The organism is Micromonospora nigra, from assembly GCF_900091585.1.
GTDB lineage: Bacteria > Actinomycetota > Actinomycetes > Mycobacteriales > Micromonosporaceae > Micromonospora > Micromonospora nigra.
In genome coordinates this window covers 4,552,082-4,568,513 of record NZ_FMHT01000003.1, presented here as the reverse complement: position 1 = coordinate 4,568,513, position 16,432 = coordinate 4,552,082, and the positions used below count along the sequence as shown (strand labels likewise).

The window sequence follows — 16,432 nt, the reverse complement described above, 5'->3', positions numbered from 1 at the left end:
GCGGGCGCTAGGTGGTCAGCGCGGGGTGACGAGGCTCCGGCTCGGGGTCGGCGGTCTCCCGGATGCCCCAGCGGCGGTAGAGACCCCCGAGCGGCCCGGGTGCCCACCAGTTGTACCGGCCCAGCAGCCGCATGGTGGCCGGCACCAGCAGCGCCCGCACCAGGGTCGCGTCGACCACGATCGCCACGATCATGCCGATCCCGATCAGCTTGATGTAGGACATGCTGCCGGTCGCGAAGCCCGCCACCACGATGATCAGCAGCAGCGCGGCGGCGGTGATGATCCGGCCGGTGTGCTGGAGTCCGGTGGCCACGGCCGAGGTGTTGTCCCCGGTGCGGTCCCACTCCTCGCGGACCCGCGAGAGCAGGAACACCTCGTAGTCGGTGGCCAGGCCGAACAGCACCGCCAGCATGAGGATCGGGTTGCTCGGCTCGATGAAGCCCGTCGGGGTGAAGCCGAGCAGGTCGGCCAGGTGGCCGTCCTGGAAGATCCAGACCACCACGCCGAACGAGGCGCCGATCGAGACCAGGTTCATCAGCACCGCCTTGACGGGCAGCACCACCGAGCCGAAGGCGAGGAACAGCAGCACCAGGGTGGCCACGGCCATCAGCAGCGCCATCCAGGGCAGCCGGCCGGAGAGGCTGTCCAGCAGGTCCCGTTCGGCGGCGGGCCGGCCGCCGACGAGCACCTCCGCCCCGGCCGGGGCGGGCAGCGCCCGCAGCGCGCCGACCACGCCTTCGGCGGTGTCGCCGGTGGGCTCGCCGGGGTAGCTCACCGTCAGCAGTGTCGAGTCGCCGCGCTGCGCCGCGACCCGCACGCCGGTCACGCCGGGCACCGCCGTGACCCGCTCGACGAAGGCCGGCACCGCCTCGGCCGGGGCACCGGAGACCAGCACGTCGACCGGGGCGAGGGTGGCCCCGGGGAACTCCTCGGCGATCCGCTCGGATACCACCCGGGGGGCGGCGTCGACGGGCAGCACCCGCTCGTCGAAGCCGCCGAACTCCATCCGCAGGGCCGGCACCGCCAGCACCCCGAGCAGCACCACGACCCCGACCAGGTAGCGCACCGGACGCCGCATCACGCTGCGGGCGATCCGGGCCCAGGCGCCGTTTCCCGCACCCGCCGCCGGCCGCCCACCGCGTGACCCCCGCCGCCACGGCAGGGGTACGCGCACCGCGTCGATCCTCGGGCCGAGCACCGCGAGCAGGGCCGGCAGCACGGTCAGCGCCGCCAGCATCGCCACCAGGACGGCGGCTACCCCACCGAGCCCCATGGAGCGCAGGAATGACTGCGGGAAGATCAGCAGGCTGGCCATGGCGAGGGCGATGGTGAGCCCGGAGACGAACACGGTGCGCCCGGCGGTGAGCATGGTGCGGGAGATCGCGGTCGGGGTGTCGTGACCGGCGGCCAGCTCCTCCCGGAACCGGCTGACCACGAACAGCGCGTAGTCGACGGCCATGCCCAGGCCGATCAGGGTGATCACGTTGATGGCGAACAGGGAGACGTCGGTGACCAGGGTGACCAGCCGCACCGCGACGAACGCGCCGAGGATGGCCAGGCCGCCGACGAGCAGCGGGGTGGACGCGGCGACCAGTCCGCCGAAGATGACCACGAGCAGCACGAGCAGCACCGGCATGGACAGGAGCTCGGCGCGGGTGATGTCCTCGGTGGTGCGGGTGTTCGCCTCGTGCAGGAAGGCCACCTGGCCGCCGGTCTCGGTGCGCAGTCCGGGGGTGTCCAGCGCCGGCCGCACCGCCTCGTACGACGCGGTCAGCGCGTCCTCGTCGGCCCCGCGTAGCTGGACCAGCGCGTACGTGGCCCGGCGGTCGGCCGACAGCAGCGCGGGGGCCCAGGTGTCGTACCAGGTGGTGATGTCGGCGACCTCGGCGCGCTCGCGCAGCCGGGTGACGGTCGCGGTGACCGGGTCGCGGAAGGCCGGCTGGTCGGCGGTGGCGGTGTCGCTGGACCAGAGCACCACCAGGTCGGCCCCCTGCCGGCCCAGCTCGTCGGTGATCCGCTGCGCGGCCCGGCTCGACTCGCTGGCCGGGTCGTCGAACCCGCCGCCGGTCAGCTGGCCGAAGACCCCGGCTCCCCACGTCGCGCCGAGCACCATCAGCGCGGCGGCGGCGGACAGGACGACCCAGCGCAACCGCACCACCGCTCTTCCCCACCAGACGAACATCGCTTCCCCCTCGATCGGCAGCTACGCTGCAAGTAAGCATCACTCAGCACAGTGAACGGCGTTAACTATGACAACGGCGTTCGCTCCGGTCAAGGGGGCCACGGATGACCGCACCGACGCGGCGCGAGCGGCTGCGTACGGCGACCGTCGCCGAGATCAAGGCCGGTGCCCGGAAGCTGCTGGTCGCCGGCGGCGTCGAGGCCGTGTCGCTACGCGCGATCGCCCGCGACATGGGCATGACCGCCCCCGCCATCTACCGCTACTTCCCCAGCCTGGAGGCACTCGTCGCCGGGGTCGCCGGCGACCTGTACGACGAGCTGCGGCACCGGCTGGAGCAGGCCCGCGACGAGGCCGACGATCCCGTCGCCCGGCTGACGGCCATGGCCCGGGCGTTCCGCGCCTGGTCGGTGGCCCATCCCGCCGAGTTCGGGCTGATCTTCGGCGCGCCGACCCCCGCCCTGGAGGCGTTCGTGGCCGGCTGCGCCGACGCCGACCACCCGGGCGCCCGGTTCGGCGCGGTGTTCGTGGAGCCCTTCCTCGACCTGTGGCACCGCAACCCCTGGCCCGGTCCCCCGCCGGAGCTGCTCCGCGAGCGCCTCGGCGACCGGCTGGAGCCGCTGCGGGCCAGCCACGGCGAGATCCCCATCGAGGTCACGTACGCCTTCCTCGCCGGCTGGACCCGCCTCTACGGCCTGGTGGCCATGGAGGTGTTCGGCCAGCTCAGCTGGGCCCTGACCGACCCCGGACCCCTCTTCGACCTGGAACTGACCACCTTCCTGGCAACCCTGGTCGAGGGTTAGGGTGCGGGAATGGTGGATCAGGTGCCGGGGCGGGTGGACGTGGTCGTCGTCGGGGCCGGGCACAACGGGCTGGTCTCCGCGATCCTGCTGGCCCGCGCGGGGCTCGACGTGCTGGTGCTGGAGGCCGCCGGGGTGATCGGCGGTGCCGCCCGCACCGAGACGCCGTTCGCGAACGTACCGGCGCTGCGCCACTCCACCGGGTCGTACCTGCTCGGGCTGACGCCGCCCGAGCTGCTGGCCACGCTCGACGTACGCATTCCCGTACTGCGCCGCGACCCGCACTACTTCCTGCCCACCCCGGGCGGTCCCGGCTCGCCGTACCTGCTGATGGGCAGCGACACCGCCGCCACCCGACGACAGCTCGCGGAGTTCTTCTCCCCCGCCGACGTGGCCGCCGACGACGCGCTCCAGGCCGAACTGGCCGCCCTGCGCGACGACCTCGCCCCCGCCTGGCTCGCCGACCCGCTACCGGTGGAGGAGACCGCCGAGCGGTACGTGCGGCCGGCGCTGCGGCAGGTCTTCGTCGACCTGGTACGCGGCTCCGTGGCCGACCACCTGGCCCGCTTCGAGTTCCGCTCCGAGCTGCTGGTCAGCATGTACGCGGTCACCGACGGGCTGTCCGGGCTCAACGCCGGCCCCGACGACCCCGGCACCGGGCACAACTTCCTGGTGCACAACATGTGCCGGCTGCCCGGCTCCGGTGGCACCTGGATGATCGCCGAAGGTGGTATGGGCACCGTCTCCCGCACCTTCGCCGAGGCCGCCCGCGCCTCCGGCGCGCGGATCGTCACCGGTGCCCCGGTCACCGCGGTCACCCTCGACGGCGGAGCGGCCAGCGGGGTCGTGCTCGCCGACGGCCGGGAGGTCGGCGCGTCCGTGGTGCTCGGCGCGTGCGACCCGTACCGGCTGATGGACCTGCTGCCCGACGGCGCGCTCCCGGCCCCGCTGCGCGAGCGGATGACGGCGGTCCGCCGCCCCGGCACCACGCTCAAGCTCAACCTGGCGCTGACCGGCCTGCCCCGCTTCGCCTGCCTGCCGCCGGGCGCACCCAGCCCGTTCGGGTCCACCATCCACCTGCTGCCCGGCTCGGCGTCGCTGGTCGGCGCGGACTCGGCCGCGCCGATGGCGGCGCTGCGCGCCATGTGGGCCGACGTGCGGGCCGGCCGGCTGCCCGACGAGCCGACGATCGAGTGGTACCTGCACACCACCGTCGACCCCTCGTTGCAGGACCCGGCCGGGCACCACTCGTCGGCGCTGTTCGTGCAGTCGGTGCCGTACGAACTGGCCGGCACCACCTGGGAGGCGGCGCTGCCCGGCTACACCGACCGCCTGCTCGACATCTGCGAGCGGTACGCCCCGGGCACCACCGACCTCGTCGCCGACGCCGTGCCGTTGCCCCCACCCGGCATCGAGGCGCACTTCGGCATCACCGGCGGGCACATCCACCACGTCGACAACACGGTCTCGTTCACCGAGCGGATGCCCTACGCGACCGGCGTCGACGGCGTGTACGCGGGCAGCGCCGGCTGCCACCCGGCAGGCAGCGTGATCGGCGCGGCCGGACACAACGCCGCCCAGCGCATCCTCGCCGACCTGGGCCGCTGACCCGACCTGCACCGCCGACCGACCCGACCCGCCGACCCCGGCCCGGATTCGGTCGACCTGCCGACCCGGTCCGGGCGGCCCCCGGTCTGCGCCGCCGACCCGGTCCGGGCCGTGTCAGGGGGTGGGTGCCTCCGCGTCGGCGCGCTGGGCGCGGACCTTGTGGCCGACGCTGGTCAGGCAGCGTCCGCTGGGCAGGTCGAACCGCCAGCCGTGCAGCTGGCAGGTGAGCTGGTCACCGTCGACGATGCCGAACCGGCTCAGGTCGGCCTTGAGGTGCGGGCAGCGCCGCTGCACCACCCAGTCGCCCAGCGTGATGTCCTCGGCGTCGACGGCCCGCTCGTGCTCGTCGTACCAGCCCTCGGCGTACTGGAGGCGCTCGGTCGACAGGCACTTGAAGAAGGCGTACACGAACTCGTTGTACTGGCCGATCCGGGCGGCCGAGAACCGGCACGACAGGAACAGCGAGTTGACCCAGTCCACCTCGCCGATGTGCAGCAGGTGCTCGATGAGCGCCCGCTCGGTGCGGAACCGGTACCGCACCTTCTCGTCGGCGTACGGCCGCACCTGCTTGCCCGGGAAGTCCACCACGATCGACTCGACGCTCTCCCCGTCGTAGCCCACCAGGTCGAAACGGACCGGGCCGCCGACCCCGTTCGCCAGGTAGATCGACTCCTCCAGCAGCGGCTCGACGCGGCGCTTCATCTCCTTGAGCACGTCGACCTCGGGGTGCCGCCAGGACGCCTTCTCGGCCTCGATGACACCGCGCTTGCGCTCACGCATCTCGGCCAGGTGGGCGGCCTTGTTCGCGAAGAACTCCTCGACCGGCACCGGATGGGTGGTGTGCGCGCCGTCGACGGTGATCTCGCTGACGCTGCCCGGCAGCAGCACGATGCCGTTGGTGCCGCCGACCTTGGCGTACTCGGACAGGAACACCGACTGGTCGGGGAAGATGTTGCCCTCGTCGCCGTGGATGTCGTTGAACTGCCACAACTCGTCGTCGAGGAAGCACGGCGGGCCGGCGATCGGGAAGACGTGGTCGGCCTTCAGGTCGTCGATGTAGCGCCAGGTGCGGTCGAACTGCCGCTCCCGCTTCTGCTTGCCGAACGCCGTCTTCGCCGCCTGCGGCAGCTCGTAGACCATCGGATACCAGATCGCGCCGGAGAACTGGAGCATGTGCGCGTGCACGTGACCCAGTTCGGCGAAGACACTCAGGTCGGTGGGCCGGGCGTCGTTCTGGTTGAGCAGCCGCACACCGTCGTACTCCACCCACAGCGACGAGTCGCCGATGGGGCCGTCGGTCGGGCTGGTCAGCGCCTGAATCATGATCTTCAGGCCACCGTCGAGCTCGACGACCTCCTCGTTGCGGGTCTTCAGGAACTTCGTGAAGCCCAACTCCCGGAGCTCGTCCGCCATCTCCGAGGTGGGGAACTCCGGCAGCAGCACGGTCGCGGACTTCGACACGTACCGCTTCAGGTGGGCCGCGTCGAAGTGGTCCCGATGCAGGTGGGAGACATAGAGGTAGTCGACGTCGCCCAGTGCCTCCCAGTCGAGCAGCGAGTTGTCGGGGAACGGGAACCAGGAGGCGAAGTAGGCCGGATTCACCCACGGGTCGCACAGGATGCTGCCCGCCGCAGTGTCGATCCGCATGCTCGCGTGCCCGGTACCGGTCACTCGCACCGCAGTTCCCCCTCGGATAAAGACAAACAAGGTGTACGCCGAAACGCTACCGGAGGCAGTCTGCTCCCCGCCCCGCGACGCCGGTAGTGCCGTTGTGCCGGGCCTGGATCAGGACCAACGGCCCGGTCACCCACCACCTGGACACCTCCGCGGGCACGCCCGGCGGGCTCCACCCGCCACGCCCCGCACCCGCCCGGCCCGGGCGTCTCCCCGCGGTCGCGGTCGCCTGGCGGGTCACGCGGCCCCCATCAGGTCGGACCCCGCACCGGCCCCGGTGGGCGGCGTGCCAGACTAGCCGGAGATCCGATCGCGAGGGAAGGACCGACAGTGGCAGGAAGCGAGCCGGTAACGTCGCCAGACCAGCACAAGCCCGGGCACCGCAAGGCCGGGCAGATCGGCGCGGTGGTCACCGCGCTGGCGCTGCTGGCGATGCTCTGCGGCAACCACGAGGGCAGGGTCGAGGATCTCTGGCTGGTCGGCCTGGCCGTGCTGCTGCTGGTCATCGTCATCGGCGACGCTGTGCTGCGGCGCAACGGCCTGCGCTCCTGACCGATCGACCGGCACCGGTCAGCACAACCCACGACACACGCGCGAGGGCCCGTCCCCACCGGGGATGGGCCCTTCCGCGTACCGGCTCAGCGGCCGAAGAGGATGTCCTGCACGCTCTTGAGCGCGGCGTCGACCTCGGCCTCGAAGTAGCCGCCCTGCACCAGCCCGAAGCGCAGCGTGTCGAGGTCCTTCGGGTTGACCGGCATCGGGTTGCGGCCGGCCATGCCGCCGAGCAGCGTCTCGAAGAACCGGTCGACCTGGTCCGGGTCGTAGCCGCTGCCGAAGCGGCGCACCTGGAAGCTCCGGCGGATCTGGTCGACCCGGTAGAGGTCACTGCCGGGCGGACCGGCCATCGGGGGACCAGCCATCGAGGGCGGGCCCGGCAGCGGGGGCTGGCCGCCGCCCATCGGCGGGCCACCCAGCGCCGGCTGTCCGCCGGGGGGCGGGACCGCCGGGCCACGGCGCATGTCCCGGTCGGGCAACCGGATCTCCGCGGTCATGTCGGTACGCCCGTGCCGGCCGGCCTCGAAGCCGTCGAACCGGTCCTCCTGCCCGTAACCGCCCGGCCTGTCCTGGCCGTAACCACCCGGCGCGTCCTGGCCGTAGCCGCCGGGGCCGTCCTGGCCGTAACCGCCCGGCCGGTAACCGCCCGGCCCGCCCGGCTCGTCCTGGCCGTATCCGCCCGGCCCGGCCGGCAGACCGCGCGGCGGTGGCCCGCCGTGCCCCATCGGGCCGCCCGGGCCCATCGGCCCGCCGGGGCCGGCCGGCCCGCGCCCACCCCGCGGCGCGTCGTAGCCTCCGGCGTAGGCGCCGGTCGGCTCGTCGTAGCGGCCGTAGCCGGAGCCGGCCTGGGCGGGCATCGCGCGGGGTGGCATCGGCGGTTGCGGGACGGGCGACATGCCGCGCTCGTCGCGCATCGGCGGGCCCATCCGCTCGGGTGGACCGAGCCGGTCGGCCATCCGGGGGTCACCGCCCCGGGCGGGGCCGCCGCGCTCCTCCAACTCGGCCAGCTGACGCTCGACCCGGTCGAGGTGCAGGTCGACCTGCCACTCGTCGTAGCCGTTGAAACGAACCCGGAAGACGACGTCGTGGACCTCCTGGGAGGCCACGGGCGCGCCGACCGGCTGGCCGTCGAGCGTCGCCTCGACCCGGTCCAGGAAGGCGTCCACCTCGTCGACCTTGTAGCCCCGGCGGAGTGCCTTACGCCGGAAACGCTGACCCTGACTCGCCACTATGTCTCCTGGTCTCGTTCGCCGCGCCCGGTCACGCCGACGTCTCCCCGGCTCGGTCGATGTCCCTGTCCTCGGCAGCGGCCAGCTGCCCACACGCACCGTCGATCTCGCGGCCCCGGGTGTCCCGCACCGTGGTGGACACCCCGGCCTCGCGCAACCGCCGGACGAACTCCCGCTCGACCGGCTTCGGGCTGGCGTCCCACCGGCTGCCCGGAGTCGGGTTGAGCGGGATGAGGTTGACATGGGCCAGCCTGCCGGCCAGTAGCCGCCCGAGCAGATCCGCTCGCCACGGCTGGTCGTTCACGTCCTTGATCATCGCGTACTCGATCGACACGCGACGTCCCGTTCGGGCCACGTAGTCCCACGCCGCGTCCAGCACCTCGGTTACCTTCCAGCGCTGGTTGACCGGCACAAGTTCGTCGCGCAGCTCATCATCGGGGGCGTGCAGCGACAACGCAAGGGTCACGGAGAGGTCTTCGCTGGCCAGTCGGCGGATGGCCGGCACCAGGCCCACCGTGGAAACGGTGATGTGCCGCTGGGACAGGCCCAGCCCCTCCGGCGCGGGCGACACCAGTAGACGGATCGCCGCGACCACCCGGTTGTAGTTGGCCAACGGCTCGCCCATGCCCATGAAGACCACGTGCGACAGCCGCGCCGGTGATCCCGCGACCACGCCCGAGGCGGCCACCCCCGCGAGGTAGACGGCCTGGTCGACGATCTCGGCGGTGGACAGGTTGCGGGTCAGGCCGGCCTGGCCGGTGGCGCAGAACGGGCAGGCCATGCCGCAACCGGCCTGGCTGGAGATGCAGACGGTGACCCGGTCCTGGTAGCCCATCAGCACGCTCTCGACCAGCGCGCCGTCGTGCAGTCGCCAGAGCGCCTTGCGGGTCGCGCCGTCGTCGCAGGCCAGCTCGCGAACGGGGGTGAGCAGCCGGGGCAGGAGCCGGTCGGCGAGCGTCTCCCGGGTGGCCGCCGGCAGGTCGGTCATCAGGGCCGGGTCACGGACCAGCCGGCCGAAGTAGTGCTGGGAGACCTGCTTGGCGCGGAAGGCCGGCTCGCCCAGCTCGGCGACGAGCGCCTGGCGACCCGGAAGATCCAGGTCGGCGAGGTGACGGGGCGGCATCGAGGGCCGCCGGCCAGGGCCGTCGGGGTCTACGGAGATCAGGGGAAGGCTCGTCATGGCGAGTCCAGTCTGTCACGGCGGCAGCGGGACGGACCCGTCCGGAGGGGTCGAATCGACCACCACCCGCCGACGGTGCGGTCGACGCCGACGTGTTTCATGCCTCAGCTCACCACCGGCACGAAGACCGCCAGCAGCAGGTAGCCGGTGGGTACCGCGAACAGGATCGAGTCGAGCCGGTCCATGAGGCCGCCGTGCCCCGGCAGCAGGTTGCTCATGTCCTTCACGCCCAGGTCTCGCTTGATCATGGACTCGGCCAGGTCGCCCAGGACAGCCGCTCCGGAGACGGCCACCCCGAACAGCGCACCCCACCAGGGTGCGACGTCGAAGATCAGCCCCAGCAGCACCGCGCTGCCCAGCGCCGCCGCGCTGACCGAGCCGGCGAAACCCTCCCAGGACTTCTTCGGACTGATCGTGGGGGCCATCGGGCGCTTACCGAAGGTGACGCCGGCCGCGTAACCTCCCGTGTCGGACAGGACCACCGCGACGAGGGTGACCAGCACCCGCAGCGGCCCGTCGTCGGGCACCGCCGCGAGGAGCGCGGCGAAGCCGCCGAGGAACGGCACGTACACCGCGATGAGGGTCGCGGCGATCAGGTCCCGCCGCAGGCCCGGCAGACCGTCTCCGAGCCGCCACACCGCCGTACCGAGGATGGTCACCAGCAGCCCCAGCATCAGGGCGTCGGGGCCCGCGAACCAGGCCAGCCCCACGGTGAGCACCCCACCCACGACCAGCGGCACCAGCGGGGGACGGGCGCCGCTTCGGCCCACCGCGCGGGCCATCTCCCAGATGCCGACGCCGACGGCCGCGGCGAGCACCACCAGGAAGGCGGGCCGGTAGAGGAACAGTGGCAGCACGATCAGGGCGCCGAGACCCAACCCGACGGCGATGGCGGCGGGCAGGTTGCGGCCCGCCCGGCTGGGGGCGGCCGGCTGGGTGGGCTGTCGACCGGCCGTGGCACGGCGTCGGCCGGGCTGGCGCCGGTCCGGCCCGTCGGCGGTCGGCGTGGCTTCCGCCGGGTCGCGTACCGGCGCGAACTGGGCGGTGGGTCGCTCGTCCGGGTCGGTGTCGCGTACCGGGGCGAACTGCGCCGTGGGTGCGTCGTCCGGATCGGGTACGCGGCGGTCGGTCGCCATGGCGGCGGGATCCCACCCGGGGCGCGGTCGCGGATCGGCGTACCGGCCGACGCCGGGCGTCACACCGCGCGACCACGGGCCCGGCTCGATCTCGGCCTCCGGCCAGGGCAGGGCGGGTGAGTCCGGCCGGTCCACGCTACGGGCCTCGGCGCTGCGATAGGGGTCGAGGTGGGTCATCACGCACCGAGCGGGGGCGTGACGGGATCCACCACATGACGCACAAGCACAACCATTCCCCTACCCACGCGAGGTACACCGTCCGGTTCCCCGGCCCGACGGCCGGTCGATCCCCGCTGTTCACCGCAGGGTGGCCGGGAATCCTGCCGAGCCTACTGCACCCGGCCGTCGGAGGGTGCGGACGATCTCCCGGCGACCGTTGCACCAGCCTGACGGCCGAAGGCGACGTGGGGCAGGCGGACGGCGGCCCGCTCGCACCCGCCTGACGGCCGAGGTCGACGCGGGACGGGCGGCGGCGGCCGGTCAGCACCATGCCCGGGCACAGCCGCGAACGACGGCGGCACCGCCATACCGCCCCCGCGACGGGGAACGGCGTGGCGGTGCCGCGACGGAAGCGGGACTCAGACCTCGAGCAGCTCAGCTTCCTTGTGCTTGATCAGCTCGTCGACGTGGGCGACGTAGCGCTGGGTCAGGTCGTCCAGTTCCTTCTCGGCGCGCCGCCCCTCGTCCTCGCCGGCCTCGCCGTCCTTGACGATGCGGTCCAACTCTTCCTTGCCCTTGCGGCGGATGTTGCGGATGGCCACCTTGGCCTCCTCGCCCTTGTGCCGGGCGACCTTGATCATCTCGCGGCGGCGCTCCTCGGTCATCTGCGGGAGCAGGATGCGCAGCTGGTTGCCCTCGTTGTTCGGGTTCACGCCGAGGTCGGAGTCGCGGATCGCCTTCTCCATGGCGTTGATCTGCGAGTTGTCGTACGGCTTGATGATGACCATGCGCGGCTCGGGAACCCCGATGGAGGCCATCTGGGGCAGCGGCGTGGGGCTGCCGTAGTAGTCGATAATGATCTTGGAGAACATGGCGGCGTTGGCGCGACCGGTGCGGATGGCGCCGAACTCCTCCTTGGCGTGCTCGACCGCACGCTCCATCTTCTCCTCGGCCTCGAGGAGGGTGTCGTCGATCACCGGTCTCCTCGCCTCCTTCTGTGTTCGTCGTGGGCTTGTCGTGTCGGAGGACCGTCGCCGGTTCGCACCCGACCAGGCCGGTCGGGTCGGGCCGCTCAGGTGGTGATCAGGGTGCCGATCTTGTCGCCGCCGACGGCCCGCACGATGGTGTCGGCGCCCTGGGCACCGAAGACCAGCATCGGCAGGCCGTTCTCCATGCAGAGGCTGAACGCCGCCGCGTCGGCGACCCGAAGGTTGCGACGCAGCACCTCGGAGAAGGTGATCGAGTCGAACTTACTCGCCGTCGGGTCGATCCGGGGGTCGGCGCTGTAGACGCCGTCCACGCCGTTCTTGCTCATCAGCACCACGTCGGCGCGGATCTCCAGCGCCCGCTGGGCGGCCACGGTGTCGGTGGAGAAGTACGGCATGCCGGCACCCGCACCGAAGATGACCACGCGGCCCTTCTCCAGGTGCCGGATGGCGCGCAGCGGAATGTACGGCTCGGCGACCTGGGCCATCGTGATCGCGCTCTGCACGCGGGTCTCGATGCCCTCCTTCTCCAGGAAGTCCTGCAACGCGAGGCAGTTCATCACCGTGCCGAGCATGCCCATGTAGTCGGCCCGGGCGCGGTCCATGCCGCGCTTCTGCAGCTCCGCCCCGCGGAAGAAGTTACCGCCGCCGACGACCACGGAGACCTGCACACCGCGACGCACCACCGTGGCGATCTGCCGGGCGATGGCCTGCACGACGTCCGGGTCCACGCCGATCGCGCCGCCGCCGAACACCTCTCCGGACAGCTTGAGCACCACCCGGCGGGACCTGCCGGGCGGCGGAGCCGTCGGATCGTCCGCCGCCCGAGTCCGGTCACCCACAACCTGCGTCATCCGCCCCGCCCTTCCGTCGCGCACGTCGGGTGTGCGCGTACCTGCCGTTGCCGACCTTATGGGACGAGGAGGCCGCGGTGCCTGTCGCGTACACCGGCGGCCTCCTCGCTTTCATTGCTCAGCCCACGGGCACCCCACGCGCCCGGCGGCGGCTCAGGCCTGGCCGACCTCGAACCGCACGAAGCGGCTGACCTCGATACCGGCTTCGGCCAGCACCTGCTTCACCGTCTTCTTGTTGTCGGCGACCGACGCCTGCTCGACCAGGACGTAGTCCTTGAAGAAGGCGTTCACCCGGCCCTCGACGATCTTCGGCAGCGCCGCCTCGGGCTTGTTCTCCTCGCGGGCGGTCTGCTCGGCGATGCGCCGCTCCGACTCCACGACCTCGGCCGGAACCTCGTCGCGGGTCAGGTACTTCGGCCGCATCGCGGCGATCTGCATGGCCACGGCGCGGGCGTCCGCGTCGGCGGCCTCGTCGGTCTTGCCGGCGTACTGCACCAGCACACCCACCGCCGGGGGCAGGTCCTGGCTCTTGCGGTGCAGGTAGACGGCGGTGGTGCCGTCGAGCTTGGCGAAGCGGTTCAGCACCAGCTTCTCGCCGATCTTGGCAGACTGCTCCTGGACCAGGTCGGCCACGCTCCTGCCGTCGATCTCGCTGGCCAGCAGCTCCTCGGCGCTGGTCACACCGGACCGCTCGCCGTGCTCCACCAGCTGCTGGGCGAGCGCGATGAAGGCGTCGTTCTTGGCCACGAAGTCGGTCTCGCAGTTGAGCTCGAGCAGCGCCTGGCCGGAGTGCGCGACCAGACCGTTGGCGGCGGTGCGACCGGCCCGCTTGCCGACGTCCTTGGCGCCCTTGACGCGCAGGATCTCGACGGCCTTGTCGAAGTCGCCCTCGGCCTCGGTCAGGGCCTTCTTGCAGTCCATCATGCCGGCGCCGGTGAGGTCCCGGAGCTTCTTGACGTCCGCGGCGGTGAAGTTGGACATGGCTCTCTCTTCGGAAGTTGAGACTGCGGTGGGATGGTCTGAGGTACCGGTTACCCGGATCCGGGCGCCACGTGCCGCCCGGCGTACCGCCGCCGCCCACCGCCCGCGGAACCGGACGGCGGGGCGGCGGCGGATGCGCTCACTCCGCGGTGGCGGTCGCCGGCTGCTCGGCCGGCTGCTGCGACTGCTCGGCCGCCGGCTGCTCGGCCGCCACCGGCTGCTGCTCGGCCGCCGGCTGCTCGTCGGCCTTCTTCGGCTCCTCGAGCAACTCGCGCTCCCACTCGGCCAGCGGCTCGTCGGCGGCCACGCCCGCCTCCGGCTTCTCGTCGCCGCCCCGGCGCCGGCCGGAACGGGCGATCAGACCGTCGGCGACAGCCGCGGCGACGACCCTGGTCAGCAGCTCGGCCGAACGGATCGCGTCGTCGTTACCCGGGATCGGGAAGTCGACCTCGTCCGGGTCGCAGTTGGTGTCGAGCACCGCGATCACCGGGATGCCCAGCTTGCGGGCCTCGTCGACGGCGATGTGCTCCTTCTTGGTGTCGACCACCCAGACCGCGGCCGGGAGCTTCTGCATGTCCCGCAGGCCACCGAGGGTCTTGGTCAGCTTGATCTTCTCGCGGGAGAGCTGGAGGGTCTCCTTCTTCGTGTAACCGGCGGCGGTGCCGCTCAGGTCACCCAGGGCCTCCAGCTCCTTCATCCGCTGAAGGCGCTTGTAAACGGTCTGGAAGTTGGTCAGCATGCCACCGAGCCAGCGGTGGTTGACGTACGGCTGGCCGACCCGGGTCGCCTGCTCGGCGATGGCCTCCTGGGCCTGCTTCTTGGTGCCGACGAACAGGATGCTGCCGCCCTCGGCCACCGTGTTGCGCACGAAGTCGTACGCCTTCTCGATGTAGTCGAGGGTCTGACGCAGGTCGATGATGTAGATACCGTTGCGCTCCGTGAAGATGAAGCGCTTCATCTTCGGGTTCCAGCGCCGGGTCTGGTGTCCGAAGTGGACACCGCTCTCCAGCAGCTGACGCATGGTCACGACGGCCATGGTGGGTACTCCTTGGTGCGATCCCTGGTTGTTCCGCCCGGCCGGCGGCCGGGCGTCCTGGCGCCCGGTCCCCGGCCATGACGGGCCCGACCAAGATCGGGACCAGGGAGGCCGTCGCCCCACGGCGATTCGTGAGGAGGGCACGCGAGGTCGACCGCGCGAGGCGGTCGCCAGTCGACCAGTGTACGCGTCCTCCCCAACGCCGGTGCCGCGGGTACTGGCGGAAGGATCCCGGTTGCCGGTTTCGCCCCGTGGATCCCTTCTGCCGTGCCCGGTCGCCCCCGGCGCCGCTGCTCAGCCGGCGGCGAGGGCGGCGGCGACGAGAAGCACCAGACCCACCGTCAGGTACGCCGTGGGCGGGCGCAACCAGCCCCGGCTGCCGTCGGTCAGCGCCAGCCCACCCGTACGCAGGCCGTACAGGCCCATCGCGAAGATCGGCAGCCCCACGACCAACAGGATGCCCGCCACCACGGCGGGCGGCGAGACCGGATCGCCGGTCGCACCGTGCAGCAGCAGCCGCAGGGCGGGCACCTCCGTCACGCCCACCAGCACGGCGAGCAACGCCGCCAACGCCGGGCGTCGGGTGCGGTAGACGCCGTCGCCCACGGGTGCACCGGCCACCGGCGGGTACGGCGGCTCCCCCACGGGCAGGTCGGTGCGGGGAGCCACCGGGGGCATCGGGCCGGTCGGCATCTCCAGCGGGTTCGGTGCCGACGCCGGGCGCTCGGTCTCGCGCGTGGCCGCACCCTTGCCGAATCCGTCCCGCTCGGTGTCGCGCGTGGCGTCGACCACCGGGTAGCCGTCGCGCGCGTCGACCACCGGATAGCCGTCCCGCTTGACGTCGACGACCGGGTAACCGTCCCGCTTGACGTCGACCGCCGGATAGCCCTCGCGCTTGACGTCGACGACCGGGTAGCCGGTCAGCGGCGCGGGGCGGGTCGGGTCGGCCAGGGCGGCGACGCGGGCCGGATCGACGTCCGGGTCGGCTGGTCCGGTTGCCCGGATCGCCGCCTCCTGCCCGCCCGGCACGCCCGAGGCCGGCGACGCGTCCCGGGCGGCCCACCGCCCCGTACGGTCGACGGGAAGCTCTCCGGAGACCTCCGGATCGGTGTCGGCTCGGCGCGACCGGGACGCCCGGTAACGCTCGTTCTCCGCGCCGGTGTCCCCGAGCGGGTCCGTCACGGCGAACCGCCGCGGCGAGCCGTACCGCTCGTCCTCGTCGACGCGCTGCTCGGGGACGGTGCGCGGCTCCTCGTCGCGGTACCGCGCTCCCGCACCGGACCGCCAGTCCGGCTCACCGTAGCCACGGCCACCCTCACCGGGATACCAGCGCGATTCCTGATCGTCGGCGAAGCTGCGTCGTCCTTCCACGACCGGCACCGTATGCGACGGACCACGCCCGCGCCATCCGGCCCACCTGGGCCGGGCTCACCGCACCCGCCCGGCGCCGCACTGCCCCGAAGCAGGTCATCGATGACCACGACTCCCCGTGGCCGGACCCACCGGGCGGATGCCCTTATCACCCGGGTGGGGACCCGGTGGGTGCCCCTAACACACCGACAGCATGATCGTCGGCCCGTCCACAGGGCGGTCGGTTGTCCACAGTCCCACCGTCCGGACCGGCACGACGTCGCGGAAGGGAGCAGGGTGCCGGCATGACGACGTGGAACCAGGCGGTCGGCGCGTACGGCGAACGGTGCGCGGTCCGACACCTGATCGGGGCGGGCCTGCGGCCGGTCGCCCGAAACTGGCGGTGCGCCGCCGGCGAGATCGACATCATCGCGTGGGACGGGCCGGTCCTCGCGTTCTGCGAGGTGAAGACCCGACGTACCGACACCTACGGCAGTCCGGCCGAGGCGGTGGTGCCAAGCAAGGCACGCCGGCTGAGAAGGCTCGCCGCGCACTGGCTGGCCGACACCGGCACCACGGCCGACGAGATCCGCTTCGACGTGATCTCGGTGCTGTTGACCGAAGGCGGTCCCGCCCGGGTCGAACACGTTCCGGGAGCCTTCTGATGCGGCAGACGGATCAGGTCGCGGGCGCTGACGCGGCCGA

Annotated in this window: 14 protein-coding genes; 4 read left to right on the top strand and 10 right to left on the bottom strand. The window is 72.4% G+C overall.

The annotated features are described in order from the left end of the window. Positions 1–7 precede the first annotated feature (7 nt). Positions 8–2,182 (bottom strand): MMPL family transporter, encoded by a 2,175-nt coding sequence (locus GA0070616_RS19900; protein ID WP_091085170.1) that lies wholly within the window; start codon positions 2,180–2,182, stop codon positions 8–10. 104 nt (positions 2,183–2,286) lie between these two features. On the opposite strand from GA0070616_RS19900, the gene GA0070616_RS19895 reads away from it, so the two are divergent. Beyond that, positions 2,287–2,982, top strand: coding sequence for a TetR/AcrR family transcriptional regulator (locus tag GA0070616_RS19895; RefSeq protein ID WP_091085167.1), 696 nt, complete (start codon positions 2,287–2,289; stop codon positions 2,980–2,982). A 9-nt stretch (positions 2,983–2,991) separates the two neighbouring features. Continuing rightward, complete coding sequence (locus GA0070616_RS19890) at positions 2,992–4,587, top strand: phytoene desaturase family protein (protein WP_425412961.1); 1,596 nt, start codon at positions 2,992–2,994, stop codon at positions 4,585–4,587. A gap of 114 nt (positions 4,588–4,701) precedes the next feature. Here GA0070616_RS19890 and GA0070616_RS19885 read toward each other — a convergent pair whose 3' ends face one another. Continuing rightward, the gene (locus GA0070616_RS19885; RefSeq protein ID WP_091085164.1) at positions 4,702–6,264 is read right to left on the bottom strand and encodes a Rieske 2Fe-2S domain-containing protein; all 1,563 of its coding nucleotides are present in this window, start codon (positions 6,262–6,264) and stop codon (positions 4,702–4,704) included. Between the two features lie 327 nt (positions 6,265–6,591). On the opposite strand from GA0070616_RS19885, the gene GA0070616_RS19880 reads away from it, so the two are divergent. Then, on the top strand, positions 6,592–6,813 hold the full coding sequence (locus GA0070616_RS19880) for a DUF2631 domain-containing protein (RefSeq protein ID WP_091085160.1): 222 nt from the start codon (positions 6,592–6,594) through the stop codon (positions 6,811–6,813). A gap of 86 nt (positions 6,814–6,899) precedes the next feature. On the opposite strand, the gene GA0070616_RS19875 is transcribed toward GA0070616_RS19880, so the two are convergent. From GA0070616_RS19875 to GA0070616_RS19840, 8 genes are all read right to left on the bottom strand, one after another. Beyond that, complete coding sequence (locus GA0070616_RS19875) at positions 6,900–8,045, bottom strand: DivIVA domain-containing protein (RefSeq protein ID WP_091085156.1); 1,146 nt, start codon at positions 8,043–8,045, stop codon at positions 6,900–6,902. A gap of 31 nt (positions 8,046–8,076) precedes the next feature. Then, positions 8,077–9,225, bottom strand: coding sequence for a dual-specificity RNA methyltransferase RlmN (gene rlmN, locus GA0070616_RS19870; protein ID WP_091085151.1), 1,149 nt, complete (start codon positions 9,223–9,225; stop codon positions 8,077–8,079). A gap of 104 nt (positions 9,226–9,329) precedes the next feature. Continuing rightward, on the bottom strand, positions 9,330–10,538 hold the full coding sequence (locus GA0070616_RS19865; RefSeq protein WP_091085146.1) for a phosphatidate cytidylyltransferase: 1,209 nt from the start codon (positions 10,536–10,538) through the stop codon (positions 9,330–9,332). Between the two features lie 401 nt (positions 10,539–10,939). Next, positions 10,940–11,497, bottom strand: a complete 558-nt coding sequence (gene frr, locus GA0070616_RS19860) for a ribosome recycling factor (protein WP_091085142.1) — start codon at positions 11,495–11,497, stop codon at positions 10,940–10,942. A gap of 95 nt (positions 11,498–11,592) precedes the next feature. Next, positions 11,593–12,360 (bottom strand): UMP kinase, encoded by a 768-nt coding sequence (gene pyrH, locus GA0070616_RS19855; RefSeq protein WP_091085138.1) that lies wholly within the window; start codon positions 12,358–12,360, stop codon positions 11,593–11,595. A gap of 153 nt (positions 12,361–12,513) precedes the next feature. Next, positions 12,514–13,341: a translation elongation factor Ts gene (gene tsf / locus GA0070616_RS19850; RefSeq protein ID WP_091085135.1), complete on the bottom strand. Its 828-nt coding sequence runs from the start codon at positions 13,339–13,341 to the stop codon at positions 12,514–12,516. A 139-nt stretch (positions 13,342–13,480) separates the two neighbouring features. Beyond that, complete coding sequence (gene rpsB, locus GA0070616_RS19845; protein WP_091085130.1) at positions 13,481–14,377, bottom strand: 30S ribosomal protein S2; 897 nt, start codon at positions 14,375–14,377, stop codon at positions 13,481–13,483. Positions 14,378–14,671: 294 nt separating this feature from the next. Then, positions 14,672–15,757, bottom strand: a complete 1,086-nt coding sequence (locus tag GA0070616_RS19840; protein ID WP_139128948.1) for a hypothetical protein — start codon at positions 15,755–15,757, stop codon at positions 14,672–14,674. A 275-nt stretch (positions 15,758–16,032) separates the two neighbouring features. Between GA0070616_RS19840 and GA0070616_RS19835 the strand changes: the two genes are divergently transcribed. Continuing rightward, positions 16,033–16,392: a YraN family protein gene (locus tag GA0070616_RS19835; RefSeq protein WP_091085125.1), complete on the top strand. Its 360-nt coding sequence runs from the start codon at positions 16,033–16,035 to the stop codon at positions 16,390–16,392. Positions 16,393–16,432: the final 40 nt, after the last annotated feature.